Raw genomic sequence first — 25,561 nt, 5'->3', positions numbered from 1 at the left:
GTGATCAGGACTTCTTGTCCGGCGCAGGCGCCTCCGGGGTGACCTTCTTCGGCGCTGTTTCCTTGGCGTCGGCAGAGGCCGGAACCACTTCCTTAAGCGCCGGCAGGCCGTTTTCGATCTTGGCCTTGATCTTCGGGATCTCTTCCTCTTCGGGCTTCAGCTCAAGCGTCTGGGTCCATTGGAACACGGCTTCCAGCTTGCGGCCGACGCGCCAATAGGCATCGCCGAGATGGTCGTTGATGGTCGGGTCGCCGGCCATCAGCTCGGCTGCCTTTTCAAGCTCGACCACCGCATCGTCGAAGCGGTTCATGCGGAAATAGGCCCAGCCGAGCGAATCGACGATGTAGCCGTCGTCCGGCTTCAACTCGACCGCCTTGCGGATCATGTCGAGCCCTTGTTCCAGATTGATGTTCATGTCGACCCAGGAATAGCCGAGATAATTCAGCACCTGCGGCTGATCCGGGTTGAGTTCCAGGGCCTTGCGGAAGCTCGGCTCGGCCTTGTCCCAGAGTTTCTGGCGCTCATAGGCGATGCCGCGCTGGAAGAACACGGTCCAGTCGCTGCGCTTCGGCACAGGGCCGATCGCGTCGACGGCGCGGTCGTAAAGCTCGCCCATCTCCTTGTAGTCCTTGGCATCGGAAAGCACGCTGCCATAGGCGAGATAGTTGCGGATATTCTTCGGGTCGACGTCGATCAGCGCCTTCAAGTGCTTCTTGGCTTCATCCACCTTGCCGATGCTGGCAAGGCTGAGGCCAAGCTGCAGCTCGGACAGGCGGCGCATCGGCGAAGCCTCGGGCACGCTCTGGTAAAGCTCGATCGCTTCCTTCGGCTTTTTCAGGTTCTCGGCGATGCCGGCAAGCATCACGAGAATGTCGGCGCTGTCAGGGTCGAGACGACGCGCCGTCTGCAGATAGAGCGAGACGATGTCTTCGGCGCCTTCACGGTTGAGCGCGCCGCCGATGGAAAACAGCACGGCTGCCGCACCCTGCGATGCGTTCTTAACCTGCTGCTCCTGGGGTAGGCCGGTCTCGATGTTTTTCCGAAGTGCCTCGAGCGGGGTGTAGTTGTTGACCATGTTCTCGCCGACGGCGACCGTGTCGAGCGCCTTCTGTTTGTTGCCTTCGCGCGCCTCGAAGCGCGCCAATGCCTCGACCGCCCGCATGAACGTGTCAGGCGCAGCACTGCCGCCTTCGCGATCGAGGATCGCGTCGTTGAGCTTGGCGCGAGCGGTGGCCTTGTCACCGGAAGCGATGGCGATCGCGCCGGCATGATAATTCTTGAATACGCGGAACCAGTCCGGTCCTTCGAGACCGTTGACCTGCGCCAGCGCCTCTTTGGGCTTGCCCTGGCCGAATTTGGCCCAGGCCGAAAGCAGGCCGTTCATCAGCCGGTCGAGGTCGTTCGGGCCCTCATAGTTCAAGAGCTTCTGCGCGTTGCGGTATTCGCGCTTGCGGATCGCCTCGATCGCACGGATGACGGTGGTGATGCGCTCGACAGCGGGATCGGATTTCAACTGCTCGGCGATCTTGGCGCCATCGTCGAACTTGCCGGCCATCAGCAGGGTGATCATCAGCCGCTGCTTGACTTCGTTGTTGTTCGGCTCGAACTGCAGGGCGATGCGGTAAAGCTCGTTGGCTGCGGCAAAGTCACGGTCCGTGTCGGCCGTGCGGGCAGCCAGGAACGCACCTGCAAAGGTGTTGACGGACGTGATGTCGAAAGGCTCGGTCTCTTCGACGGCGGCCTTTTCCTCGGCGAAAGCCTGGTAGCTGCCGCTGACCGAGGCAAGAGCCATCAGTGCAGCGCCGCTGAGAAGGCGGAGGATCGTCTTTTGCCGCATGTCAAACCTTTCATTGCCGATCTCTCGGCCTTGCGCACGACTGAGGGTTGTTTTGGAATCAGCCACGTGTTGCCTGGCACAACTCTTGAGGAACAGAATGGCTTTTTTGGCGCAACGCGGCAAGAAATTCCTCTTGGATGTCCAGGTTCGGCCGGGCGCGCGCGTCAGCTGACCCGGTCGATGCAGAAGTCGATGACCTCGACCAGCGCCGATTTCCACGGCGAAACCGGGAGCGGTGCCAAGGCATCGCGCGCGATCGTGCCATAGTGCTGGGCACGGGCGATGGTATCGCTTAAGCCCCCATATCGCTTGATCAGGCCGAGCGCCTTTTCAAGGTTGGCATCGCTGCTGTCGCCGCCTTCGATCGCCTGACGCCAGAAGGCGCGGTCCTCCGGTGTGCCGCGACGATAGGACAGGATCACCGGAAGGGTGATCTTGCCTTCGCGGAAATCGTCGCCGACATTCTTGCCGAGATCGCTGGCAGAACCGCCATAGTCGAGCACGTCGTCGACGAGCTGGAAGGCGAGGCCGAGATTCATGCCGTAGGATTTGAGCGCATTGCGGTCGGATTTGCTGGTCTGGGCGACGATCGGCCCGACTTCTGCGGCCGCGGCGAACAGCGCTGCGGTCTTGGCGCGGATGACCTGGAGATAGTCGTCCTCGGTCGTCTCCATGTTCTTGGCGACGGAAAGCTGCAGCACCTCGCCCTCGGCGATCACCGACGCAGCGGTCGACAGCACGTCGAGCGCATCGAGCGAGCCGACATCGACCATCATGCGGAAGGCCTGGCCGAGCAGGAAGTCGCCGACGAGCACGCTTGCCTGGTTGCCCCAGATCGTCCGAGCGGTGGATTTGCCGCGGCGCAGGTCGCTTTCGTCCACGACATCGTCATGCAGCAGCGTTGCCGTATGCATGAACTCGACGCTGGTGGCGAGCTTGACGTGAGCGTCGCCCTCGTAACCGAACATCGCGGCGGAGGCGAGCGTCAGCATCGGTCGCAGGCGCTTTCCACCGGAGGAAATCAGGTGGTTGGCGACCTCAGGAATCATCTGGACGTCGGACCCGGCCCTCGACAGGATGAGCTGGTTGACGCGTTCCATGTCGGGAGACGTCAAGTCAACGAGCGGTTTCACGGACGCCAGTTTGTTTTTGCTGTCTTCCAGCGGTATCACTACGCCCAACACCGGGACTCCTGTTTTCATTGTCGCTTTCGACAATAGGAAGGGGGGGCACGTGCGGCAAGAGGCGAATTGTCCCGCTTGCTGAAATAGGACAGGAAAAACCGCTGGATGAAGGAATTGATCCGCACCAACGACGTCGTTCTGCTCTCTTTTGCCGAGAGCTTGATGAAGGACGCCGGTATCAACAGCCTGATCGCCGATCAGGGCATGAGCATTCTGGAGGGATCGCTGGGCCTGCTGCCGCGCCGTTTCCTCGTGCCGGACGACGATGCCGATGCCGCGCGCCGCATCCTCGTCGAAGCGGGGTTGGAAGCGGAGTTGCGGGCATGATCAGCGGTTCGTCGGCGCCTATGTGTGACGATCGGCCATGAGCGAAGGACCTATGACGCTTGTCGAGTCTGAGACGGTCGATGCATTCCACCGCGGCAGGTTCCATGTCGTGCAGCCGCTGGGGCAGGGACATCGCTCCGGCATGGATGCGATGTTGCTCGCTTCGCTGGTTGCTTCTGACCGCGCCTGCCGTGTGGCCGACCTTGGCGCCGGAGCGGGTGCGGCCGGCATGGCGGTCGCCTCGCGGCTCGATCTGGCCGAGGTCGTGCTGGTGGAGCGTTCGCCGACCATGGCGGCGTTTGCACGCCGAAGCCTCGCGCTTCCCGAAAACGGGCGTTTCGCCGAGCGGGTGTCGGTGATCGAGGCGGACGTTGCGCTTACCGGCAGGGCGCGCCGTGCCGCCGGCTTGCCCGACGATGCCTTCGATCACGTGATCATGAACCCCCCTTTCAACGATGCTTCCGACCGCCGCACGCCGGACAGCCTCAAGGCAGAGGCGCATGCGATGAGCGACGGCCTGTTCGAGATCTGGATCAAGACGGCGGGTGCGATCATGAAGCCGGGCGGACAATTGTCGCTGATCGCCCGGCCGGAATCGATCGCGGATATCATTGCCGCCTGTGGCCGCCGCTTCGGCGGTATCGAGATTACGCCGCTGCATCCGCGCACCGGCGAGAATGCCGTGCGCATCCTCGTGACCGCGATCAAGCAGAGCCGCAAGCGGCTGGTGCTGCGAGCGCCGCTGATGGTGCACGAGGAGGGCGCCCATCGCTTTGCCGGCGATGTCGACGATCTCAACAACGGACGCGCTGCCTATCGGCGCCGTTGATTTACCGTATCCGGCATTGCGTTTGGACGACCAGTGCATACATGCAGGAACAAGTGTTCGTATTGCAGGAGTTGAAATGGCCGGGTTCTTCAAAAGGCTGATGCCGAGGCGTTTTCGGCGGGATGGCATTGCCATCCCCGTCGTGCGGCTTCACGGCGCAATCATGGCCGGTGGTGGCCAGTTTCGTCCGGCACTCAATCTGGCCTCAGTCGCGCCGCTGCTGGAGAAGGCCTTCGCGGTGAAGGAGGCTCCGGCCGTTGCGATTTCGATCAACTCTCCCGGCGGTTCGCCGGTGCAGTCGCGACTGATCTACCAGCGCATCCGCGATCTCGCCCAGGAAAAGAAGAAGCGCGTGCTCGTCTTCGTCGAGGACGTGGCCGCTTCCGGCGGTTACATGATCGCGCTTGCCGGCGACGAGATCATCGCCGATCCGACGTCGATCGTCGGTTCCATCGGTGTCGTCTCCGGCGGCTTCGGCTTTCCGGAACTGTTGAAGAAGATCGGTGTCGAGCGGCGCGTCTATACCGCCGGCGAGAACAAGGTCATGCTCGACCCGTTCCAGCCAGAGAAAGAACGCGACATCGAGTTCCTGAAGAGCCTGCAGCTCGATATCCACGACACCTTCATCCAGATGGTGAAGGCCCGCCGCGGACAGCTGCTGGCCGACCATCCCGACGTTTTTTCCGGGCTTTTCTGGACTGGGCGGCGCGGATTGGAACTGGGTCTGATCGACGGCCTCGGCGATCTGCGCGGCGAGGTGAAGAAGCGCTATGGCGAGAAGGCGCGGCTCGAACTGATCCAGCCGGCGCGCAGCCTTTTCGGGCGGCGCCAGACCGGCGCATCGATTGCCGGCGATATCGCTGCACCGATCGCGGCTTCTGCGATGGCGGGTCTTGCCGAAGCAGTAGAGGAAAGGGCATTGTGGGCGCGTTTCGGGCTTTGAGCCGCGACCGGTGCGACGAGCCTACAGCGCCGCGCGTCTTATTAGACGCGCAAATGTCGCTGTAGCACTTTGAATGGCTGCATATTTTTATCCTTAAATCGACTTCGATTTAAGGATAAAAATATGCAGTAGGGAGGAAAGATGCCGCAGCTTATCCTGCTCCTGATCGCAGGCTTCGTTCTATGGATCGGCTACCGCAAGTTCATTGCGGATGCCCAGAAGCTGACGCGTCAGCGCGACCAGACGCGCCGCGAGCAGCAGACCGGCGCGAGCGGAACCCTCGTCAAGGATCCCGAGACCGGCGAATACCGGCTCAAGCGCGAAGACGACTGAGATTTTTCGTGCACCTTTGCGTGCACGGAGAGCCGCCTCAGCGCTTGACCCCTGTCGCCCGGCGTGGCACCTGTCCGGCTCTCATTTCGTGAAGAATTCGGACGTTCCCCATGACCACCGCCTCGCTGCCCGACCACATGAACCCCAAGCGCTCGTTCCAGGCTCTGATCCTGACGCTGCACAACTATTGGGCCGACAAGGGTTGCGCGGTGCTGCAGCCCTACGACATGGAAGTCGGTGCCGGTACGTTTCATCCGGCAACGACGCTGCGTGCGCTCGGTCCCCGTCCGTGGCGCGCAGCCTATGTCCAGCCGTCCCGTCGCCCGACCGACGGCCGCTATGGCGAGAACCCGAACCGTCTTCAGCACTATTATCAATATCAGGTGATCCTGAAGCCGAACCCGTCCAACCTGCAGGAGCTTTATCTTGGCTCGCTGGAGGCGATCGGCCTCGACCCGTTGCTGCACGATATCCGCTTCGTCGAGGACGACTGGGAAAGCCCGACGCTGGGCGCCTGGGGCCTTGGCTGGGAATGCTGGTGCGACGGCATGGAAGTGTCGCAGTTCACCTATTTCCAGCAGGTCTGCGGCATCGAATGCTCTCCGGTTGCTGGTGAACTGACCTACGGTCTCGAGCGTCTGGCGATGTATGTCCAGGGCGTCGACAACGTCTATGATCTGAACTTCAACGGCCGCGAAGGCGACGAGAAGATCAGCTATGGCGACGTGTTCCTGCAGGCGGAGCAGGAATATTCGCGGTACAACTTCGAATACGCCAACACCGCCATGCTGCATCAGCACTTCATCGATGCCGAGGTAGAGTGCCAGACTCTGCTGGCGGCCGGCGCGCCGGGCAACGGCACAAACAACCACCTGCACAAGTGTGTCTTCCCCGCCTACGACCAGTGCATCAAGGCGAGCCACGTCTTCAACCTGCTCGATGCGCGCGGGGTGATTTCGGTCACCGAGCGGCAAAGCTACATTCTGCGCGTCCGCACATTGGCAAAGGCCTGTGGCGAGGCGTTCCTGCTGACCGATGCCGGCGGCGCGAACCTCAACCGGGACGCCGCTTGATCGCCGAGCCAGCCAGCCTCATCGTTCATATCAATGGCTGGCCGGGCACCGGAAAGCTGACCATCGCACGCCATCTCGCCGATCATCTCGGCGCGAGGCTTGCCGACAACCATACGCTGATCAATCCGGCCGAGGCACTGTTTACCAGGGGCACGCCGCTCTATTGGTCGCTGCGGGCGACGATCAGAACGGCGGTGCTCGACCATGTGCGCCAGGCCGATGCCGGTCAATCCTTCCTCTTCACCGATGCGCTGTCGGATGACGCATTCGACAGCCGGGCGTTCGAAGACTATATGGCGCTGGCTAGCGAGCGCAGCGCCCGTTTCGTCGCGGTCGTTCTCGACTGTTCGATAGAGGAAAACCTGAAGCGGCTGACGCGCGCCGGCCGCTCCAAGGTCCACAAACTGACCGATCCGCAGGTGCTGATCGATCTCAGAGGCCGGCACGCTCTGTTGAAAGGAAAATGCGACCAGCTCATCGAGCTCGACGTCACCAATCTCGGCGCAGATGAAGCTGCCGACGCGATTGCGACGCGGATAGCTCGAGGCTACTGCATGTTTCCTTAAATCCTATTCGATTTAAGGATGCAGCGTCGCGCGTCTAATAAGACGCGCGACGCTGTAGATCTCAGATCGTGTCGCTGGCGTCGACGCTGATCTTCCAGACGGGCTTCAGCGTGGGGTAGGTGCCGGTGTAAACCTGACCGGAGTAGGTCTGCAGCGCCCGGCGGACACCAGTCGGTCTTTCGGCCGAACCGACGCTCGCATAGGCAACGAAGAGCGCCGAAAAGGCGATCACGTTGATGAGGGTTGCGAGCGTTTTCATGGTCTTCACTTCGTATCCGGGGTTGTTCGATGGCGCGACTATCGCCCATCGTCCGGATCCCTGCGGTTCCCGATGGAACAGGAATCGAGGTGTTTTGGTCTGGGGATAGGCCGTAGCGGTGAACAGTGTGTTCAGCGCCTTCGGCTTGCATTTGGGGAGGAGTGCGTTTCTCCGCCCGAATGCTGCAGAAAGGTCTTTGAAGCTGGAAAGCCGGTGCTAATCTCTGCCGAGTTTTTTGGAGGTATCCCATGATTGGTCTGGCCATCGGCGTCGCCGTGATCCTGTATCTCGTTTTCGTCTACAACGGCCTCGTCAAGGCACGGCAGATCGCCGAGGAAGCCTGGTCGGGTATCGACGTGCAGCTCAAGCGACGCGCCGACCTCATCCCCAACCTGATCGAGACGGTTAAAGGATACGCAGCGCACGAGAAGTCGACGCTCGAAGAGGTGATCGCGATGCGCAATCGCGCTCAGGCCGTTCCAGCAGGTGATGTCGAGGGGCGGGCAGCCGCTGAAGGCGCCCTGTCGCAAGCGCTCGGCAAGCTCTTTGCCCTCGCCGAAGCCTATCCGGATCTCAAGGCCAACGAGAACTTCGCGGAACTGCAGCGCTCGCTGGAGACGATCGAGGGCGAGATCCAGATGTCGCGCCGCTACTACAACGGAGCGGCACGCGACTTGAACGTCAAGGTCGAGAGCTTCCCGTCGAACCTCATCGCCAACGCCTTCCGCTTCGTGAAGGCCGGCTATTTCGAGATCGCCAACGAGGCGGATCGCGCGGTGCCGCAAGTCAAATTCTGATCGGGGACGTTACCCGATTACGCCACCTGCTGATAAGAGACACGCCTGCCGAGGCCGACAGCCTCGGCGCTACTTGCATAAAGAGACCCGAGCATGAGTGATACCGTGAAGAAGCTGACCATCCTGCCGACCGACCACCCCCTGCGCGGCCACGTTCGCCCGCCGGGTTCGAAGTCGATCACCAATCGGGCGCTGCTTCTCGCGGGTCTGGCCAAGGGCACGAGCCGGCTGACGGGTGCGCTGAAGAGCGACGACACGCGCTATATGGCCGATGCCTTGCGGGCGATGGGCGTTGAGGTCAGCGAACCGGACGACACGACATTCGTCGTTACCGGAACCGGCCGGCTTGCGTCGCCGTCCGCGCCCCTGTTCCTCGGCAATGCGGGAACTGCGACGCGCTTCCTGACAGCCGCCGCCGCTCTGGTCGACGGCCCGGTTGTCGTCGATGGTGACCAGCACATGCGCAAGCGGCCGATCAAGCCGCTCGTCGACGCGCTTCGCACGCTCGGCGTCGAGGTGACGTCCGAAACCGGATGCCCGCCGGTCACCGTCAATGGCAAGGGCGGCTTTCCCGCCGGACGGATCGAAATCGACGCTGGCCTTTCCAGCCAATACGTATCGGCTCTGCTGATGGCTGCCCCTGGCGCCAAGGGCCCTGTCCGCATCGAGCTTGCCGGCGACGAAATCGGCGCGCGCGGCTACATCGATCTGACGGTTGCGGCGATGCGTGCGTTCGGCGCCGAGGTCGAGCAGTTGAGCCCATCCATCTGGCAGGTCGCGCCGACGGGCTATCGCGCCGCCGACTTCGTGATCGAGCCTGACGCGTCGGCCGCGACCTATCTCTGGGCCGCGGAAGTATTGACCGGAGGGGCCATCGATCTCGGCGTTCCTGCCTCGGTGTTCTCGCAGCCTGACGCACGCGCCCACGCCGTCATTTCCAGCTTCCCGCATCTTCCCGCCGTCATCGACGGATCGCAGATGCAGGACGCGATACCGACGATCGCCGTTCTTGCCGCCTTCAACGAGACGCCCGTGCGCTTCGTCGGGCTCACCAATCTGCGCGTGAAGGAATGCGACCGTGTCCGTGCCTTGTCGCTCGGCCTGACCGCGATCCGTCCGGGGCTTGCCCACGAAGAGGGCGACGATCTCATCGTCTCCTCCGATCCGGCGCTCGCCGGCCAGACATTGCCGGCGTCGATCGACACCTTTGCCGACCATCGCATCGCCATGAGCTTCGCCCTTGCCGGGCTCAAGATCCACGGCATTGCCATCGAGGACCCCGGCTGCGTCGCCAAGACCTATCCTGCCTATTGGGATGCGCTTGCATCGCTTGGCGTTACCTTCACCGGTGATCGTCCTTGATCTCGCGCCTCAAAGCTTTTCCAGGAAGAGTGCGAAGCGGTTTTCCGCCATGAGACGCGAAAAACCATGAAACCGCTCCTCAAGATCGATCGAAAGGTCTGAGACCGCATGACCCGTTTCGTCGCCCTGCTTGGCATCTTCTTCTTCCTGCTGGCGACAGCGGGTGTCGGCCGGGCGGACGAGGTGTTTTCGTCCTATCATTCGGTGATCGATGTCGCCGAGAACGGAACGCTGACGGTCACCGAGACGATCACCGCCAATGTCGAGGGAAACCAGATCCGGCGGGGCATCTTTCGTGACCTGCCGCTGACCTTCACCGATGCCAAGGGCCGCCGCAGCAAGGTGGATTTCAAGCTGCTTTCGGTCGAACGCGACGGCGAGGAGGAGCCCTACCGCACCGAATCGATCTCGGGCGGCATCCGCATCTACACCGGCTCTGCCGAGGTCTTTCTGCCACACGGCGAGCATACGTTCCAGTTCACCTATGAGACCAGCCGGCAGATCCGCTTCTTCGACGATCATGACGAACTCTACTGGAACGTGACCGGCACCGAATGGGCGTTCCCGATCGACGAGGCGAGCGCAACCGTCAATCTGCCGGAAGGGGTGCGGCCCGAGGCACTCGACGTTTTCACCGGCGGTTATGGCGCAACCGGCAAGGACGCGCTGGCGTCGGAGGAAGGCAGCGAAATCTTCTTTGCAACCACCCGGCGGCTCGAGCGAAGGAGGGTCTGACGATCGCGGTCAAGATGCCGAAGGGCAGCATCGACCAGCCGACCACGAGCCAGGAAAACACCTGGTGGCTGCGCGATCATATGGCGCTTGTCATTGCTGGAGCAGGTCTCGTGGTGGTGGCGCTCTACTATGGCCGCGCCTGGCTGAAGGTGGGCCGGGACCCGGCGCGCGGCGTGATGGTGCCGCGCTGGGACGCGCCTGAGGGCATTTCGCCGGCGCTTGTCAACTATATCGACAACAGGGGCTTTTCCGGCGAGGGGTGGACGGCTCTGTCGGCATCGGCGCTCAGCCTCGCGGTGAAGGGCCATGTCGTCCTTGAAGATCTGAAGAGCGCCATCATCATTGCCGCGACCGGCAAGGGCAGCAGCGAAAAGCTGCCGACCGGCGAGGCGAGCCTGATGAAGGCCGTCAATGCCGCCGGCGGCAAGTTGAAGATCGACAGGGCCAATGGCACGAAGGTGCAGGCGACGGGTGCCGACTTCCGCAATGCCATGGAGCGCGAGCACCGCGGCAAATACTATCTGGCCAACACCGGTTACATCATTGCCGGGGTGCTGCTTTCGGTTCTTGCGATCGCCGCGGTGTTCCTGTTCGGCGATTTGAGCGAGGACAGCATCCCGCTGGTGATCGTCCCCGTCTTCATCGCCTTTTTCGTTTCCATCTTCGCCGTTTCCTTCGGCAAATCCCTGCGGCGCGAAAAGAGCCTGATGAGCCGGATCATGTCGATCGTGGTGATCGCCTTCATCGGCTTCGTCGCCTTCACCATCTTTTCAAGCATCCTTGCGGTCGTCTTCTACTCCGCCTCCGAGACCGACGAGCTGCCGCTGCTGTTTGCGATCGGCGGCATCGTACTTGTCAACGTGCTGTTCTTCTTCCTGATGGGCGCGCGACGCCGCTCGGTACCCGGATGATGGATGGCATCGACGGCCTCAGGCAATACATGACGCTTGCCGAGAAGGATCGGATGAATATGCAAGGTGCGCCCGAAATGTCGCCCCGGCATTTCGAGACCCTGTTGCCCTATGCCGTTGCGCTTGGGGTGGAAAAGCCGTGGACGCAAACCTTCGATCACTGGCTGCTGGCTGCCGCTGCCGGGCCAGCTGCCACTGCCGCCTACCAGCCTGCCTGGTACCATGGCGATGGCTTCGGATCGAGTTCGTTCGGGGATCGGATCGGCGGCTTTGCCGGCTCGATGGCCGACACCATGACCTCCTCCTTGCCGCCCCCGCCGAAATCCTCGTCGTCGGGCTTTTCCACGGGCGGCGGTTTTTCCGGCGGCGGTGGCGGCGGTGGCGGCGGCGGCGGCTGGTGATCGTACCGCGACCCTCCTGCCTCTAAATCAAATTCATCGTCGGGCTTGGTGACATTTTCGCCAGAGCTTGCTAAGTCGGCGCCAACCGTCCGGAACAGAAAAAGTCATCTCCCATGCCCGATCTTCTTATCGAACTCCGCTCCGAGGAAATTCCTGCCCGCTTGCAGCGCAAGGCGGCCGGCGACCTCAAGAAGCTGCTGACCGATGCGCTGGTGGAAGCGGGTTTGACCTATGAGGGTGCGCGTGAATACTGGACGCCACGCCGGCTGACGCTCGATATCCGCGGCCTCAATGCCCGTTCCGCCGATGTGCGCGAAGACCGCAAGGGTCCGCGTACCGACGCCAACGAAAAGGCGATCGAGGGCTTTCTGCGCGGTGCCGGCCTTTCTTCGATCAGCGAGGCCCATGTCCATAGCGATCCGAAGAAGGGTGATTTTTACGTCGCCCATATCGTCAAGCCGGGCCGTCCGGCCGAAGAGATCGTCGCTGAGGCGATGCCCGAGATCATCCGCAACTTTCCCTGGCCGAAGCCGATGCGCTCCGGGGCTGCCTCGGCCAAGCCGGGCGCTCTGCGCTGGGTCCGTCCGCTGCAGTCGATCGTCTGCACCTTCGGCTCGGAAACCGACGAAACCCATGTGATCCCCTTCGAGGTCGACGGCATCGTCGCCTCCAACGTCACCTACGGCCACCGCTTTCACGCGCCCGAAGCGATCACCGTGCGCCGCTTTGCCGACTATGCCGAGAAGCTGGAGCGGGCGAAGGTCGTGCTCGACGGCGAACGCCGCAAGCAGATGATCTCGGCTGACGCACATAATATCGCCTTTGCCAACGGCCTCGAACTCGTCGAGGACGAAGGCCTGCTCGAGGAGGTTTCCGGCCTCGTCGAATGGCCGCAGGTGCTGATGGGAAGCTTTGAAGAGAGCTATCTCGAAATCCCCTCGGAAATCATCCGCCTGACGATCAAGACCAACCAGAAGTGTTTCGTGACCCGCGCGCCGGGTGCGGAAACGCTCTCCAACAAGTTCATCCTCGTTTCCAACATCGAGGCGAAGGACGGCGGCAAGGAGATCGTTCACGGCAACGGCAAGGTCGTGCGCGCCCGCCTGTCGGACGCCGCCCACTTCTGGCACCGCGACCAGGGCAACCTGCCGGACCTGGAAACATTGAAGCCGTCGGCTGAAAAATTCGACCTCGATCTCCACAAGCCGCTCGACCAGCGCATGGCGAAACTCGATGCGCTGAACGTCACCTTCCATGCCAAGCTCGGCACACAGGGCGAACGTGTTGCCCGCATCCGTGCGCTTGCCGCCGAGCTTGCCAAGGTAACCGGCGCCGACGCCAAGTTGGTCGATCGTGCCGTGGTGCTGGCAAAGGCTGACCTGCGCACCGAAGCCGTCGGCGAGTTCCCCGAACTTCAGGGCATCATGGGTCGCAAATATGCGCTGCTCCAGGGCGAAGACGCTTCCGTCGCAACGGCAATCGAAGATCATTGGAAGCCGAATGGCCCCTCGGACCGCGCGCCGACCGATGCCGTCGCCGTGACCGTGGCGCTGGCCGACAAGCTCGACACGCTCGTCGGTTTCTGGGCGATCGACGAAAAGCCGACCGGCTCCAAGGATCCATACGCCCTGCGCCGCGCCGCGCTCGGCGTTATCCGCCTCATCCTTGAAGGCAAGGCGCGCCTGCCGCTCACGCCGTTCCTCGAGATCGCGCTGACCGCCCTGCGGGCGCAGAAGCCGGCGCTGACGAGCGATGTGTCGGCGGACCTGCTCTCCTTCTTCCACGATCGCCTCAAGGTCTATCTGCGCGATCTCGGCGCCCGTCACGACCTGATCGATGCGGTGCTGACGTCGGATGCGGACGATCTGCTGATGATCGCCCGTCGCGTCGAGGCGCTGACCGCCTTCATCACCGACGAAGAGGGCAAGAACCTGCTCGCCGGCACCAAGCGCGCGACGCAGATCCTCGCAGCCGAAGAGAAAAAAGGTACGGCCGTGGCCGACGCCGTCGACGCTGATCTCTTCCGTCTCGACGCCGAAAAGGCGCTGCACGCTGCGGTTCAGCTGGGCTCGGGCGAGGCACGCGAGGCGATCGTCAAGGAGGACTTCCGCTCCGCCATGCAGGCCCTGTCGAAGCTGCGCGAACCGGTCGACCAGTTCTTCAACGACGTTCTCGTCAATGACGATGACGTGTCGATTCGGGCAAACCGCCTGGCACTGCTCGGTCTCATCCGCTCGGCGACCGGCACGGTTGCCGATTTCTCCAAGATCGCGGGATGACGGGGGAGGTGTGCATGACGGCGAAGATCCTCGTCAGCGCCTGCCTCATGGGCCATGCCGTGCGCTACGATGGCGCGTCGAAGCCGCTCGTCCATCCGGCCATCGACCGCTGGCGCCTAGAGGGCCGGCTCGTCACCATCTGTCCCGAAATGTCGGCCGGCATGCCGGTGCCGCGTCCGCCGGCCGAGATCGCGTCCGGCATGTCCGGCACCAACGTGCTCGACGGCGGGGCAACCGTCGTCGAGAATACCGGCCGCGATATCACCGGTGAGTTTCTGGACGCCGCCGAGAATGCGCTGGCGCTCGCGCGCGAAACGGACTGTCGTTTCGCGCTGTTGATCGACGGCAGCCCGTCCTGCGGATCGGGTTTCGTCTACGACGGCACGTTTTCCGGCGCACGCCACGCGGGGCAGGGGGTTACGGCCGCGCTGCTCGCAAGGAACGGTATCGAGGTTTATTCCGACAGGGAGATTGAAGCCTTGGTCGAGCGGATCGATGGCCCACGCCAACCCAGATAACACGAGCCCAGATAAAAAGATTGCGCCCCTGCTTCTCTCAGGGGCGCAATCTCTCGCTGTTTCAGCGAATTGCCCGTCAGCCCTTGAATGCAGGGGAGGCTGGCCGGGGCAGGGAACTTTCCCGTTTAGGCCCTCAGTTTAGCCGAAGTTCGAGGCCGGTCGGATCAAATTGCCGTGAGCTTTCGGCGGCCACAGATGCCGCGACTGCCGGCTCTGCCTGTGTAAGGGTCTGAACCGCGGCAGTTTTGGCGGTCTCGTCGATCACAGACGCAGCCAAGTCATGATTGCCCGGGTTCGCGATATCGATATCGGCCGCAGCGGTCGCCGTATCCGCCTGTTCGGCTCCGTTCGCGGCTGCTTTGACAGCCTCCTCAGAAGGCTTGCTGACGAAAACAACCGGCGAGCCGCCGAGCCAGGCTTCGGTGCGCACAAGCCGCATCTCACCGTTGATTTGCTTGAGCTCGACCTTCTCGCTGCCATTCTCGATCTCAGGCACCACATAGGTGACCTTCTTCTTGATCTGCAGCGGCGGGCATTGTGCGCAGGAGACAGAGGCCACGCTGGAATTGACGGCCTCCCCGGAAACGACAGCTTCGATCGACTGTGCCCAGGCGCTGCCGGCGGCGAGCGCAACGGCGGTGGTGATCAGCAACAGGCGCATCGGTCTTCTCTCCGAGTTTGTTCTACAGCGCCGCGCGTCTTATCAGACGCGCAAAGGTCGCTGTAGCACTTTGAATTGCTGCATGTTTTGTCCTGAAATCGGCTACGATTTAAGGAACCATGCAGTCGGCAAGAATATGCGTTCTCTCTTACTTTCCCGTCAGGAGAATTGGTAAAAATTGAATGATCCGGCGCATTTACCGGCGGCGGTCAGGCCTTCTCGCGGGCAACCGCGCGCCAGCCGATATCGTGGCGATAGAAGCCGTTGTCCCAGGAAACGCCGTCGACTGCCGAATAGGCGCGGTCCTTGGCAGCGCTTGCGCTTTCGCCGATCGCCGTGATGTTCAGCACCCGCCCGCCCGTTGCAACCAGGCTGCCGTCCTTCATCGCTGTGCCGGCGTGAAACACCTTGGTCTCAGGCGAGGCCTCGGGCAGCGCAGCAATGGGCGAGTTCTTGTCGTAGCTGCCCGGATATCCCTTCGACGCCATGACCACCGTCAGTGCCGTTTCGTCGCGCCATTCGGCTTCCATGCCCGCAAGCGTGCCCGTCGCCGCGGCATAAAGCAGTGGCAAGAGGTCGCTCTTCATGCGCATCATCAGCACCTGGCATTCCGGGTCGCCGAAACGCACATTGTACTCGATCAGCTCCGGCCCCTTGGCGGTGATCATCAGCCCGGCGAAGAACACGCCGGAAAAGGGATGTCCGCTCTCCGCCATGCCGCGCATGGTCGGCTCGATGATCTCCTTCATCGTGCGCTCGGTCATTTCTGATGTCATCACAGGCGCTGGCGAATAGGCGCCCATGCCGCCGGTATTCGGGCCGGTGTCGCCATCGCCGACGCGCTTGTGGTCTTGTGCCGAGGCAAGCGCGAGCGCGGTCTTGCCGTCGCTGAGGCAGAAGAAGCTTGCCTCCTCGCCGTCGAGATAGGCTTCGACCACCACTTCCGCGCCGGCCGCGCCGAAGGCGCCATCGAAGCAGTCATCGACAGCAGCGAGCGCTTCGTCGAGTTCCATGGCAACGGTCACACCCTTGCCGGCGGCGAGTCCATCGGCCTTGATGACGATCGGCGCGCCCTGCTCGCACACATAGGCCTTGGCGGATTCAGCGTCGGTGAAGCGACCGTAGGCGCCGGTCGGGATATCGTATCTGGCGCAGAGGTCTTTGGTGAAGCCCTTGGAACCTTCAAGCTGGGCCGCGGAAGCGGAAGGGCCGAAGACGGCGACACCGGCAGCGCGCAGCACGTCTGCAAGGCCGGCCACGAGCGGGCCTTCCGGCCCGACCACGACGAAATCGATCGCCTCTTTCAGGCAGAAGTCCGCAACGGCGGCATGATTGTCGGTGTCGAGCGCAACGAGCGTTGCTTCCTCGGCAATGCCAGGATTGCCGGGCGCGGCATAGAGCTTGGTCAATTTCGGCGACTGCGCGATCTTCCATGCCAGCGCATGTTCGCGTCCACCCGATCCGATCAGAAGAACCTTCATTGCCTGCCCCCGACATGCCGAAATTGTTGCGTTGCGGTTAAGGCGAGGCGGCTGTCAGGTCAAGGGGGCAGGGGGCTATGGCGCACGATTCCCGCCTCGGAGTGCACCTTGTCCGGAGCGTCACGGGAGAGAGTAGACCGACATGCGCTCAGGCGATTGCCTGCTGGTTCTTGCGATCATCCTGCTCCTGGCCGTAGCGGGCGGTGCGCGTCAGCGCCCAGATGCCGAGATCCTCAAGTGGTAGCGGCTTGCTGATAAGGTAGCCCTGGAAGAGATCGCACCCTGCAGCAGTCAGCATCGAGAGTTTCTCCGGCGTGTCGACGCCTTCCCCGACCACGGCAACGTCCTTGGCGTGGCACAGCGCGATCAACGCCCTCAGAACCGGCAGTGATTGCGATGCCGTGAGGTTAGAAACGAGCGCCCGGTCCAGTTTGATCGTATCGGCGGTGTATTCGATGATCTGCTGGACAGAGGTATAGCCGGCGCCGAAATCGTCGATCGACAGGCGGAAGCCCTTTTGGCGCAGTTCGTCGATGTTGCGGCGGAGCTGGTCGCTGAACTTGACCGCGAAAGTCTCGGTCAGCTCAATTTCGATCGATTGCGGCTGCAGTCCATGGCGGTTGATACAATCGGAGAAATAGTCGGCAATCGCCTTCGAATGCAGTTCGGCCGAGGAAATGTTGATCGCCAGGATCGTATCGGGACCGAAGAGTGCCTTTAGCTGCCGGCAGTCGGACATGGCCTGGTTGATCACCCACCAGTCGATCTTGGTGAAGAGGCCGGAGCTTTCGGCGATCGGCACGAATTCGTCCGGCGTCACGTTACCGAGTACCGGCGAATACCAGCGCAGCAGCGCTTCGCAGCCGGTCACGCGACCGTCGGTGTCGACGATCGGCATGTAGACCAGATGGAATTGCTCGTCCGGATCGAGCGAGCGCAACTCGTCCTGGATCTGGCGCAGACGGGTGCGCTTGTCGTGCAGGGCGCGCGAGAACCGGGAAGAGCGGTTCTTGCCGCTAGTCTTTGCCTGATACATCGCCGCGTCCGCATTTGAAATCAGCTCGGCAAGGTTGGTCGCGTCATCCGGGCAGATGGCAGCGCCGATGCTGGCCGTCACCGGATAGCTCTTGCCGGAGACTTCGAAGCCATCTTCGAACAGCGCCAGGATGGCCGCAGCGACTTCGCGGACCGTGCCGTCGCCCGGTCGGGAGCGGACCAGCACCGCGAATTCGTCGCCTGAGAGCCGCGCCAGGATCGCCGGCTTCTGGCCGCGTCGCTCGGTGATCGCTTCGACATTCTCGGCGATGCGCGTTGCCAGGGTCTTTAAGAGTTCGTCGCCGATCTCGTGGCCATGCTTGTCATTGACGAATTTGAAGTTGTCGATGTCGATGAACAGCAGGCTGCATTTTTCACCCGAGACAATGGCCTCGCGCACGATGCCGGCGGCAACCGCGTTGAAATGACCGCGATTGCTGATGCCGGTCAGCGTGTCGGTCCAGGAGCTGCGCTGCACCAGCTTGAGCGATTGTTCGGACTGGCGATGCAGCTCTCTGATGTTTTCCGTCAGTCGCCCGATCTCGCCCTTCTCCTCCATGTTGCGGATCTCGTCATGGGCGCCGACCATGACGGCCATAACGTTGGCGTCGAGCTTGGCGATCGGGTCGGTGATGAACCGACGGATGAGAACGATGATCAGCCAGATCGAAAACAGGCTCATCGCCACGGCACCAAATGCCAGCAGCAGTTTCTGCTGGGCCATCAGCCGGTCGAAATGATTGCTCGAAACCGTCAGCGTCGCATAGAGCGATGGCCCGAGATGCACGCTTGCCGAAAGGTCGTCGGTAATCGCGAGCGGCCACGGCTGAAGGACGACGTCGGCGCCGTATTCCTGCTTGAGTGTTTCCTGCATGTCGAGGAAACGATCCGGCTGGATCGCCACCTGGATAAGCAGCGCGCCCGATTTCTTGCTCGGCAGCGGTCGCGTGAAGGTAACGGGATCGAGGAAGTAGGAATAGACGATCCGCGCCTTGTGCCCGCCGTCGTAGAGGTAGGTCCAGTCGACAAGCTTTTCTTCGCGTATCAGTCGCCGTGCCAGATTGAGCTGCGCCTCGTCGATTTCGGCGAAGGGATCCCAGCTGTTTTCGAAATAGTATTCTGATTGCAGGTTCGATGTCAGGATCGACAGGGACACGTAGCCCGTCGGGTCGTCGGAGAGCGACTTGACACTTTCCTGCAGCCGGACGCCGAGCGCATTGGCCCGGTAGTTCTTGTCGGTTTCAGAGATGTACTGGCGCAGCGAATTGCTGTTCAGGAGCGCATTGAGAAAGCCCTTGCTGCGGCCGATCTCGTTCTGGAAGACGGCGGCGGCATGTTCCAGCCGCTGGGACAGCTTGGCATGTTCCAGCGCCCGGATCGATCGGCTCTGGGTGACATGGACCGAGATCGCCGCCAGCAGATAGCCGGCCAGCACCACGGGAAAGATCAGGATGAGTGCGCGCTTGCCGAGGGTCACTGGAAATTCGCCAATGTGCTGATGATGCGCCGGCGCAGCTGCACCGACGTCGTTGACAGTTCCTGCTGGTACTGACTCTTGGCCAGAATGTCTGGCGACGGGTAGATCGCCTGGTCCGCGCGCATCGCCTCCGGCAACAACGCAAAGGCGGCTTTGCTCGGCGTCGGCATATTGAGCGCCTGTGCGTTTGCGGCGGCACTTCCGGGCGAGCCGATATAGTCCAGGAAGGCGAGCGCCCGTGCCTTGTTCGGCGACTTGGCGACGACCGACATGCAATCGAGCCAGGAAAGCGTGCCTTCCTTGGGCACGACATAGCGCCAGATGCCCGGTGTACCGGCCTTTTCGTTTAGGACGTGCTGATCGCCGCTATAGCCAAGCGCCAGATGGATGTCCTTGCCGATGGCCTGGTTCTGGATCGAGCTTATGACGTATTCATAGGTCAGAACCGCCGGTGCCTGTTGCTTCATCAGGTTGAAGGCGGTCTTGAGCGTTGCCTGGTCGTTGGTGTTGATCGACTCGCCGAGCAGCATGAGGGGGGCGACAAAGGCCTCGTTGTGGTCGTCGTACATGGCGACGTGCTTGGTCAGCGCCGGAGCCGGCTGCATCAGGTCGCGCCAGGACGTGGGCGCTTCAGGCAGCATGTCCGATCGGTAGAGAAGGCCCATCGTGCCCCAGAGATAGGGCAGGCCATGGTTCGAGCAGCGCTTGCGCCAGCTTTCGTCATAATCCCTGAGCGAGGCGACATTGGTCTCGTCGACAGCCTCGAGCACGCCTCTGCGCCCAAAGAGCGCGGCGCCGTTCTCGCCGGTCACCACCAGATCGACGATGCTGTTCGGGTCGGCCAACACCTCGTCGCGGGTATCGCCGTTGTCGTAGTAGACCTGATGGATTCCTACGCCGGTTATTGCCGTCCAGCGGTCGAGGATCGCCTGATCGATATAGGATTCCCAGATCAGCAGGTTGAGCGTTTCGGCTTGCCCCGCCGTTGCCAGGAGCAACGTCGTCAAAAAGGCGGGAATCGCCGATCGCCCTCGCATTGTCTACCCCTGCCCAAGCCCCATCCAGCGACCGTAGCGCGCAAAAATTGATGAATGATTACGCAGGGCTGCGGGAAATAGCATGGTTGGAGCAAGGCGTTGCCGGGCGGAAAAACAGAACGGGCGCCGCATGGCGGCGCCCGTTGAAAAGTCTGCTGCTGGATGTCTGCCTAATGCCGCGCGGGCATCCTCGGCAGAAGGATCGTCAGAATGCCGAGCAGCGGTAGATACGAGCAGACCGTGTAGACGAACTCGATGCCCTGCCGGTCAGCAAAAATGCCGAGAAGAGCCGCACCCATGCCGCCGAAGCCGAAGGCGAAACCAAAGAAGACACCGGCAATCAGCCCCACGCGTCCCGGCACTAGTTCCTGCGCGAAAACGACGATCGCCGAAAACGCCGAGGAGAAGATGAAGCCGATGATGATCGACAGCACGCCCGTCCAGAAGAGGTTCGCATAGGGCAGCATCAGCGCGAAGGGGATGACGCCGAGGATCGAGAACCAGATGACGAAGCGCGCGCCGTAACGGTCGCCGATCGGACCGCCGAGGAAAGTGCCGGCGGCGGCAGCGCCCAGGAACAGGAACAGCATCAGCTGTGCTTGCTGAACGGTAACGCTGAACTTCTCGATGACGAAGAAGGTGAAATAGCTGGAGATGCTGGCCATGTAGACGTTCTTGGTGGCGGTCAGCAGCACCAGCACGGCGACGGCCCAGATCACGCGGTTCTTCGGCAGCGGCAAGGCGCGGCTCGGCGCCGGCTTGCTCATCGATGAGCGACGGTGGCGCACATACCAGGTGCTGACCCAGGTGAGCACGAAGAATCCGATGACCGCGACGATCGAGAACCAGCTGAGGCTGCCCTGGCCGAAGGGGATGACGATGAAGGCTGCGAGCAGCGGCCCCATGGCGCTACCGGCATTGCCGCCGACCTGGAACAGCGATTGCGCCAGGCCATGCCGCCCGCCCGAAGCGAGGCGAGCGATCCGCGAAGATTCCGGATGGAAGATCGCCGAGCCGACGCCGATCATGCTTGCAGCCAGAAGCAGCATCGGGAAATCATGCGCGTTGGCGAGCAGGATGAGGCCGGAGCAGGTGGAAAGCATCGCTACCGGCAGCGAATAGGGCAGTGCCCAGCGGTCGGTGATGATGCCGACGGCCGGCTGCAGCATCGAGGCTGTCAACTGGAAGGTGAAGGTCAGAAGCCCGATCTGCACGAAATCGAGCGAATAGTTCGCCTTGAGCAAGGGATAGAGCGCCGTCAGCAGCGACTGCATGATGTCGTTCAGCATGTGGCAGAAGCTGACTGCCAGGATGACGGAGAATGCCGTCTTTTCCGGGGTTATGCTCCCCGTTGAAGTAACCGTTGCCATGGATGTTTCCTTGCCGTCTCGATGGTTGTGTGCGGCGACGGATATCTCTACTGATCTTGCCCATGGCCTGCTTTTGTGATGTGGTCGAGTTCTTTCGCGAGTGGGCCAATGCCGATCCATCGAATAAATTTGCCCGAACTGCCCGACGCCGACCATTTCAGGAACCTGGACTGGATCGAGACCGGAAACTCCGCCGTGCTCGCTCTCGGCCGCGATTATGGCGCGGGCCTGACCGTTCCACTCCACAGCCATACCCGCACGCAATTGTGGTGGGCGCGGCAAGGCGTTGTCCTTGTGCGTACCGCCCACGGACGTTGGCTCGTCCCGCCGGGGCACGCCTTACTGATCCCCGCGGGGGTCGAGCATTCGACCGAGATGATCAGCGATGTGCGCATGCACTCGATCTATTTCACCCCATCGCTGCTGCGCGCCGAACGGCCGATGGTAATGGAAATCACCCCGCTTGCGGGCAGCCTGGTCGATGCGCTTGTCAGCGTCGAGAGCGAGACCATGTCGGAACGGCGGGAACAGCTGATCATGGATCTCCTGCTCGAAGAGATCGCTCTTCTGCATGAGCGGCCGCTCGGCCTGCCTTTCCCGCGTGAGCAGAAACTGGCGCTTCTCTGCCGGCAGTTCCTGGAGGCACCGTCGGCGACCGCCAATATCGACCAGTGGGCCGATCGCCTGGGTCTCAGCCGACGGACATTCACGCGGATGTTCCGCAACGAGACAGGGGTCAGTTTCGTCACCTGGCGCCAACAGGCCTGCATCTTCGCATCGTTGCCGCGCCTTGCGGACGGTGAATCCGTCACCAATGTCGCGCTTGATGCCGGCTACGAGAACGTTGCGGCCTTCACCACGATGTTTCGCCGCATGCTTGGAAGCGCCCCCAGTCACTACCTGAAAATGTACCAGGGCCGGTAGGCATCGTCGCCGGCATGGCAAACGGGAGTTGAATTGACCTGGTTAACGGAATCGTAGGAACAAGGGGCAATAAGTCGCCCCCGTGTCCTTTCAGATGGCGCCAATGGCCGGCGCGCAGGGCACGTTCAAACTTCGCCCCGGCGAATGATTCTTCCGGAGTTGTTCCTTGCGTATCCGTTCTTTTCTTCTCCTTTCTGGAACCCTTTTGTTGTCCGCAGGCACCGCCTCGGCTGCTGACGGCCAGTATTTCTGGTCGGGCGACTGGTACTTGAAGGTCGGCGCCACCGGCTTTCTCGGCCCGAAATACGAAGGCGCCTCCAAGCGCATGTTCCAGGCCGCGCCGCTGATATCGCTCGGCAAGGCCGGCAGCACCGTTCGCTTCTCGTCGCGCAACGACAACATGTCCTATGCGCTGCTGGACCAGGGCGGGTTCCGCGCCGGCGTCGCCGGCAAGCTGATCTTCGAGCGCGACGAGAATACCTCCAGCGACCTTAGGGGGCTCGCCCCCGTCAAGTTCGGTGGAGAACTCGGCGGCTTCGCCGAGGTCTATCCGACCGATTGGCTGCGCGTGCGCGCGGAAGTCCGACAGGGCATTCGCAGCCACCACGGTATCGTCGCCGATGTCACCGCCGATGCCTTTACCGACATCAGCAGCAATGTGCGCATTTCTGCCGGTCCGCGTATGACGGCCGCCACCAGCGACTATTTCAGCGCCTATTACGGCGTGAACGATGCCGAATCGGCAGCATCAGGCCTCAGCACCTATAATCCGCATGGCGGCATTGATTCCGTCGGTGTTGGTGCGGCGATCAATTGGCAGGCAACGGAAAAGCTTGAGACCGGTGCCTATGCCGAATATCGCCGCCTGATGGGCCCGGCGGCCGACTCGAGCCTCGTGCGCGAGCGCGGCAGCCGCAACCAGTTCCTCGTTGGCCTGTCGGCCACCTATCGCTTCGACTTCACGCTTCCCTGAACGGTGGCGCCAAGCGGCGGGACGGTGCGGCATCGAACCGCTTGACCGCCCCGGCGCGTAGCGTCAAACAGGAGGCATGAACACGTCCTCCGCCGATTCCGGGCGCGTCCACGACGCGCCGTCGAACAACTGGGTCTACCGCGTGCTGCCGCGTGCGCTGTGGCCCTATGCGCAACTTGCTCGCTGGGACCGCCCGATCGGCTGGCAATTGCTGATGTGGCCCTGTCTGTGGTCGGTCGCTCTGGCCTCGGGCACGGCGGCGGCAGCGGGGCAATTTTCGCTCGGCCGGTTCGTTTTTCATAGCTTCCTCTTCATCGCCGGCGCCATCGCCATGCGCGGCGCGGGCTGCACCTTCAACGACATCGTCGATCATGACATCGACATGGAAGTGGCGCGAACGCGCTCGCGCCCCTTGCCATCGGGCCGGGTCTCCCGCTTTCAGGCAAAGGCCTTCATGGTGCTGCAGGCACTTGTCGGGCTGGTGGTGCTGCTACAATTCAATGCCGTCACCATTTGGCTCGGTATCCTGTCGCTGGGGCTTGTCGCAATCTATCCCTTCGCCAAGCGGTTTACCGACTGGCCGCAGTTCTTCCTCGGCCTTGCGTTTTCCTGGGGGGCGATCATGGGCTGGTCGGCCGAGTTCGGGACGCTTTCGTTTGCGCCCGTGCTGCTCTACGGCGCGGCGATCGCCTGGACGATCGGCTACGACACGATCTACGCCTACCAGGATAGGGAAGATGACGAACTTATCGGGGTGCGGTCGACGGCTCGCCGCTTCGGCGACAATCCACGCCCTTGGTTGATCGGGCTCTATGGACTTGCCATCGCGCTGATGCTTCTGGCGTTTCTCGCCGCAGGGGCCGGGCTGTTTGCCTATCTCGGTTTGCTGATCGCGGCCGTGTTGCTGATCTATCAGATCCTGGTGCTGAACATCCACGACCCTTCGCAATGCCTCGCATTGTTCAAGTTCAATGGTGTCGTGGGATTGATCATTTTCGCCGGGCTGGTCGCGGCCCTTTTCGTTCGGCTGATATGAAAAACCCTCCGTTTTGGCGGAGGATCCTGCAGTCTATCCGAAATGTTTGATACACGTCCGCCGGCACTTTCCCGAGAGATCTGCGAGAGCCTGATCGCTCAGCCCCAGCTGATTGCGCTGGCAGCCTTGCGCTTCTTCGCCTCGGTGCGCGCACGGAAAATCGCAACGATTGCGTCAATGGTGGCGGCAAGAGACTTGCGCATCGGGTATCTCCTTCTTTCGTGACCTTGGCTATGGGTCGGATATGGCACGAAGAAGGCGAGGCGGCTGTTTCCGAAGGACACCCGCGATTTGGCTGTGAACGTTTTGGCGTTACAGCGCCGCGCGTCAAGTATGACGCGCTAAGGACGCTGTAGCACTTCAGACTTGCTGCATACAAAAACCGGCCGCAGGGAACGGCCGGCTTTTGCACTGGAGGTATTCGGTTAAGCCCTAGCTGCGGGCGATGATTTCGCGCCCGTCGATCTTCATGTTGACGCCAAGCCGGCCGGTGGAGCGGCGCACGAGGAAGCGCGGCCTGCGGTCGGCAAAGAAGGAGTGGCGGCGCCGCGGCTTGAGCGGTGCGGTGCGAACCTCGCCGAGATGCTCTTCGAGGGCGCGAGCGACGCCATCGGCTTCGACCATCAGCATCGGAATGCGATAGGCTTCGGCCCAGGCGCGCCAATCGGCAGCAATGTCGGAAAGATCATGTGCAACGAGCAGCGGAACACAAAGGTCCGGATCGTCATGATGAAGTTCAAGCGTCACTGTAACGTCTCCGTCGCCGTGGTCGATCGCGCGTGCCGCGACCCCTTTGAATGCCCGCGCCGGCAGTGCGATCGAAAGCGGCAGGCCGCTTGATGGTAGCACCTTGCGCAGAACCGCGCCACGCTCGTCCAGGCTGATCGTGACATTGCCTGTGTGGCCACGCAGGACGTAGCTTGCCTGCTGAGGAAAGCGCTTCGGATCGAGCCGGAGCGTGTTTTCGACCCATGCGGGTTGAGAGAGTGTATTGCGCATTTCAATCGCCCTTGTTTTTCCTTGAGAGCCGATTTCCGGTCTTCTCTTCGGGACTTTTCGTCCTCTATGGGCTGGAGAATAGGCGGCTCCCCTTCCGGCCGACTTAAAAATCGCGGTTAAGAAAACTTTGCGTTTTTCGATGGTTAGCAAAAGCCGAGCAGCCAAGGTTTCCGTTTCGTCAACGCGGTGGCTCGCATTCTTGGCAATGGCCTGG

22 protein-coding genes and 1 pseudogene are annotated in these 25,561 nt (G+C 62.1%); 14 read left to right on the top strand and 9 right to left on the bottom strand.

The window, feature by feature from the left end:
• Nucleotides 1–4: 4 nt before the first annotated feature.
• Together BKP54_RS11575 and BKP54_RS11570 are read right to left on the bottom strand one after the other, a co-directional pair.
• Complete coding sequence (locus BKP54_RS11575) at nucleotides 5–1,837, bottom strand: tetratricopeptide repeat protein (protein ID WP_025426108.1); 1,833 nt, start codon at nucleotides 1,835–1,837, stop codon at nucleotides 5–7.
• Nucleotides 1,838–2,001: 164 nt separating this feature from the next.
• Nucleotides 2,002–3,018, bottom strand: coding sequence for a polyprenyl synthetase family protein (locus tag BKP54_RS11570; RefSeq protein ID WP_025426109.1), 1,017 nt, complete (start codon nucleotides 3,016–3,018; stop codon nucleotides 2,002–2,004).
• A 108-nt stretch (nucleotides 3,019–3,126) separates the two neighbouring features.
• Here BKP54_RS11570 and BKP54_RS11565 point away from each other — a divergent pair, with 108 nt between their 5' ends.
• The 6 genes from BKP54_RS11565 (at nucleotide 3,127) to BKP54_RS11540 (ending at nucleotide 7,092) form a co-directional block, all read left to right on the top strand.
• Nucleotides 3,127–3,348: a DUF2007 domain-containing protein gene (locus tag BKP54_RS11565; RefSeq protein WP_025426110.1), complete on the top strand. Its 222-nt coding sequence runs from the start codon at nucleotides 3,127–3,129 to the stop codon at nucleotides 3,346–3,348.
• 52 nt (nucleotides 3,349–3,400) lie between these two features.
• The gene (locus tag BKP54_RS11560; RefSeq protein ID WP_025426111.1) at nucleotides 3,401–4,177 is read left to right on the top strand and encodes a methyltransferase; all 777 of its coding nucleotides are present in this window, start codon (nucleotides 3,401–3,403) and stop codon (nucleotides 4,175–4,177) included.
• A gap of 76 nt (nucleotides 4,178–4,253) precedes the next feature.
• Nucleotides 4,254–5,120: a S49 family peptidase gene (locus tag BKP54_RS11555; protein ID WP_025426112.1), complete on the top strand. Its 867-nt coding sequence runs from the start codon at nucleotides 4,254–4,256 to the stop codon at nucleotides 5,118–5,120.
• A 141-nt stretch (nucleotides 5,121–5,261) separates the two neighbouring features.
• Nucleotides 5,262–5,453 carry a membrane protein gene (locus tag BKP54_RS11550; protein WP_025426113.1) on the top strand — a complete coding sequence of 64 codons (192 nt, stop codon included), beginning with the start codon at nucleotides 5,262–5,264 and terminating at the stop codon, nucleotides 5,451–5,453.
• Nucleotides 5,454–5,563: 110 nt separating this feature from the next.
• Nucleotides 5,564–6,526: a glycine--tRNA ligase subunit alpha gene (locus tag BKP54_RS11545; RefSeq protein ID WP_084814467.1), complete on the top strand. Its 963-nt coding sequence runs from the start codon at nucleotides 5,564–5,566 to the stop codon at nucleotides 6,524–6,526.
• Nucleotides 6,523–7,092, top strand: coding sequence for an AAA family ATPase (locus tag BKP54_RS11540; protein ID WP_084814466.1), 570 nt, complete (start codon nucleotides 6,523–6,525; stop codon nucleotides 7,090–7,092). The genes BKP54_RS11545 and BKP54_RS11540 overlap by 4 nt, the downstream gene beginning before the upstream one ends.
• Before the next feature lie 61 nt (nucleotides 7,093–7,153).
• On the opposite strand, the gene BKP54_RS11535 is transcribed toward BKP54_RS11540, so the two are convergent.
• A complete protein-coding gene (locus BKP54_RS11535) occupies nucleotides 7,154–7,351 on the bottom strand; it encodes a hypothetical protein (RefSeq protein WP_025426116.1) in 198 nt (65 codons plus the stop codon).
• Between the two features lie 248 nt (nucleotides 7,352–7,599).
• Between BKP54_RS11535 and BKP54_RS11530 the strand changes: the two genes are divergently transcribed.
• The 5 genes and pseudogenes from BKP54_RS11530 to BKP54_RS11510 all read left to right on the top strand — a co-directional run bounded on the left by BKP54_RS11530 (nucleotide 7,600) and on the right by BKP54_RS11510 (nucleotide 14,354).
• Nucleotides 7,600–8,148 (top strand): LemA family protein, encoded by a 549-nt coding sequence (locus tag BKP54_RS11530; protein ID WP_025426117.1) that lies wholly within the window; start codon nucleotides 7,600–7,602, stop codon nucleotides 8,146–8,148.
• A 93-nt stretch (nucleotides 8,149–8,241) separates the two neighbouring features.
• Nucleotides 8,242–9,510, top strand: coding sequence for a 3-phosphoshikimate 1-carboxyvinyltransferase (aroA, locus tag BKP54_RS11525; protein WP_025426118.1), 1,269 nt, complete (start codon nucleotides 8,242–8,244; stop codon nucleotides 9,508–9,510).
• A gap of 108 nt (nucleotides 9,511–9,618) precedes the next feature.
• Nucleotides 9,619–11,557 (top strand): annotated as a pseudogene (locus BKP54_RS11520) (DUF2207 domain-containing protein).
• A 113-nt stretch (nucleotides 11,558–11,670) separates the two neighbouring features.
• Complete coding sequence (gene glyS / locus BKP54_RS11515; protein ID WP_025426120.1) at nucleotides 11,671–13,836, top strand: glycine--tRNA ligase subunit beta; 2,166 nt, start codon at nucleotides 11,671–11,673, stop codon at nucleotides 13,834–13,836.
• A 14-nt stretch (nucleotides 13,837–13,850) separates the two neighbouring features.
• The gene (locus BKP54_RS11510; RefSeq protein ID WP_025426121.1) at nucleotides 13,851–14,354 is read left to right on the top strand and encodes a DUF523 domain-containing protein; all 504 of its coding nucleotides are present in this window, start codon (nucleotides 13,851–13,853) and stop codon (nucleotides 14,352–14,354) included.
• A 133-nt stretch (nucleotides 14,355–14,487) separates the two neighbouring features.
• Here BKP54_RS11510 and BKP54_RS11505 read toward each other — a convergent pair whose 3' ends face one another.
• From BKP54_RS11505 to BKP54_RS11485, 5 genes are all read right to left on the bottom strand, one after another.
• Nucleotides 14,488–15,015: a plant virulence effector HPE1-like domain-containing protein gene (locus BKP54_RS11505; protein WP_025426122.1), complete on the bottom strand. Its 528-nt coding sequence runs from the start codon at nucleotides 15,013–15,015 to the stop codon at nucleotides 14,488–14,490.
• A 209-nt stretch (nucleotides 15,016–15,224) separates the two neighbouring features.
• Nucleotides 15,225–16,496: a phosphoribosylamine--glycine ligase gene (purD, locus tag BKP54_RS11500; protein WP_025426123.1), complete on the bottom strand. Its 1,272-nt coding sequence runs from the start codon at nucleotides 16,494–16,496 to the stop codon at nucleotides 15,225–15,227.
• 148 nt (nucleotides 16,497–16,644) lie between these two features.
• A complete protein-coding gene (locus BKP54_RS11495) occupies nucleotides 16,645–19,008 on the bottom strand; it encodes a bifunctional diguanylate cyclase/phosphodiesterase (protein ID WP_025426124.1) in 2,364 nt (787 codons plus the stop codon).
• Nucleotides 19,005–20,045: a spermidine/putrescine ABC transporter substrate-binding protein gene (locus BKP54_RS11490; RefSeq protein WP_057211582.1), complete on the bottom strand. Its 1,041-nt coding sequence runs from the start codon at nucleotides 20,043–20,045 to the stop codon at nucleotides 19,005–19,007. The genes BKP54_RS11495 and BKP54_RS11490 overlap by 4 nt, the downstream gene beginning before the upstream one ends.
• Before the next feature lie 170 nt (nucleotides 20,046–20,215).
• Nucleotides 20,216–21,415, bottom strand: a complete 1,200-nt coding sequence (locus tag BKP54_RS11485; protein ID WP_057211584.1) for an MFS transporter — start codon at nucleotides 21,413–21,415, stop codon at nucleotides 20,216–20,218.
• Nucleotides 21,416–21,523: 108 nt separating this feature from the next.
• On the opposite strand from BKP54_RS11485, the gene BKP54_RS11480 reads away from it, so the two are divergent.
• The 3 genes from BKP54_RS11480 (at nucleotide 21,524) to ubiA (ending at nucleotide 24,348) form a co-directional block, all read left to right on the top strand.
• Nucleotides 21,524–22,339, top strand: coding sequence for a helix-turn-helix transcriptional regulator (locus BKP54_RS11480; protein WP_025426127.1), 816 nt, complete (start codon nucleotides 21,524–21,526; stop codon nucleotides 22,337–22,339).
• A 205-nt stretch (nucleotides 22,340–22,544) separates the two neighbouring features.
• Nucleotides 22,545–23,312 carry a MipA/OmpV family protein gene (locus BKP54_RS11475; protein WP_225906245.1) on the top strand — a complete coding sequence of 256 codons (768 nt, stop codon included), beginning with the start codon at nucleotides 22,545–22,547 and terminating at the stop codon, nucleotides 23,310–23,312.
• Between the two features lie 76 nt (nucleotides 23,313–23,388).
• Nucleotides 23,389–24,348 (top strand): 4-hydroxybenzoate octaprenyltransferase, encoded by a 960-nt coding sequence (ubiA, locus tag BKP54_RS11470; protein WP_025426129.1) that lies wholly within the window; start codon nucleotides 23,389–23,391, stop codon nucleotides 24,346–24,348.
• A 432-nt stretch (nucleotides 24,349–24,780) separates the two neighbouring features.
• Here the strand turns inward: ubiA and BKP54_RS11465 are convergent, their stop codons facing one another.
• Nucleotides 24,781–25,347 (bottom strand): DUF6101 family protein, encoded by a 567-nt coding sequence (locus BKP54_RS11465; protein WP_025426130.1) that lies wholly within the window; start codon nucleotides 25,345–25,347, stop codon nucleotides 24,781–24,783.
• Nucleotides 25,348–25,561 lie beyond the last annotated feature (214 nt).

The sequence above is a fragment of the Ensifer sp. 1H6 genome, assembly GCF_001976035.1.
Classification (GTDB): domain Bacteria; phylum Pseudomonadota; class Alphaproteobacteria; order Rhizobiales; family Rhizobiaceae; genus Ensifer; species Ensifer canadensis.
The sequence above is the reverse complement of the archived record's forward strand: the minus strand, read 5'-3'. Positions and strand labels throughout refer to the sequence as shown.

What these genes read in the sequence shown, in the direction of transcription:
- BKP54_RS11575 (WP_025426108.1), bottom strand. Translation starts at nt 1,837, where the DNA reads ATGCGGCAAAAGACGATCCTCCGCCTTCTCAGCGGCGCTGCACTGATG.
- BKP54_RS11565 (WP_025426110.1), top strand. Translation starts at nt 3,127, where the DNA reads ATGAAGGAATTGATCCGCACCAACGACGTCGTTCTGCTCTCTTTTGCC.
- BKP54_RS11560 (WP_025426111.1), top strand. Translation starts at nt 3,401, where the DNA reads ATGACGCTTGTCGAGTCTGAGACGGTCGATGCATTCCACCGCGGCAGG.
- BKP54_RS11555 (WP_025426112.1), top strand. Translation starts at nt 4,254, where the DNA reads ATGGCCGGGTTCTTCAAAAGGCTGATGCCGAGGCGTTTTCGGCGGGAT.
- BKP54_RS11550 (WP_025426113.1), top strand. Translation starts at nt 5,262, where the DNA reads ATGCCGCAGCTTATCCTGCTCCTGATCGCAGGCTTCGTTCTATGGATC.
- BKP54_RS11545 (WP_084814467.1), top strand. Translation starts at nt 5,564, where the DNA reads ATGACCACCGCCTCGCTGCCCGACCACATGAACCCCAAGCGCTCGTTC.
- BKP54_RS11535 (WP_025426116.1), bottom strand. Translation starts at nt 7,351, where the DNA reads ATGAAAACGCTCGCAACCCTCATCAACGTGATCGCCTTTTCGGCGCTC.
- BKP54_RS11530 (WP_025426117.1), top strand. Translation starts at nt 7,600, where the DNA reads ATGATTGGTCTGGCCATCGGCGTCGCCGTGATCCTGTATCTCGTTTTC.
- aroA (WP_025426118.1), top strand. Translation starts at nt 8,242, where the DNA reads ATGAGTGATACCGTGAAGAAGCTGACCATCCTGCCGACCGACCACCCC.
- glyS (WP_025426120.1), top strand. Translation starts at nt 11,671, where the DNA reads ATGCCCGATCTTCTTATCGAACTCCGCTCCGAGGAAATTCCTGCCCGC.
- BKP54_RS11510 (WP_025426121.1), top strand. Translation starts at nt 13,851, where the DNA reads ATGACGGCGAAGATCCTCGTCAGCGCCTGCCTCATGGGCCATGCCGTG.
- BKP54_RS11505 (WP_025426122.1), bottom strand. Translation starts at nt 15,015, where the DNA reads ATGCGCCTGTTGCTGATCACCACCGCCGTTGCGCTCGCCGCCGGCAGC.
- purD (WP_025426123.1), bottom strand. Translation starts at nt 16,496, where the DNA reads ATGAAGGTTCTTCTGATCGGATCGGGTGGACGCGAACATGCGCTGGCA.
- BKP54_RS11490 (WP_057211582.1), bottom strand. Translation starts at nt 20,045, where the DNA reads ATGCGAGGGCGATCGGCGATTCCCGCCTTTTTGACGACGTTGCTCCTG.
- BKP54_RS11485 (WP_057211584.1), bottom strand. Translation starts at nt 21,415, where the DNA reads ATGGCAACGGTTACTTCAACGGGGAGCATAACCCCGGAAAAGACGGCA.
- BKP54_RS11480 (WP_025426127.1), top strand. Translation starts at nt 21,524, where the DNA reads ATGCCGATCCATCGAATAAATTTGCCCGAACTGCCCGACGCCGACCAT.
- ubiA (WP_025426129.1), top strand. Translation starts at nt 23,389, where the DNA reads ATGAACACGTCCTCCGCCGATTCCGGGCGCGTCCACGACGCGCCGTCG.
- BKP54_RS11465 (WP_025426130.1), bottom strand. Translation starts at nt 25,347, where the DNA reads ATGCGCAATACACTCTCTCAACCCGCATGGGTCGAAAACACGCTCCGG.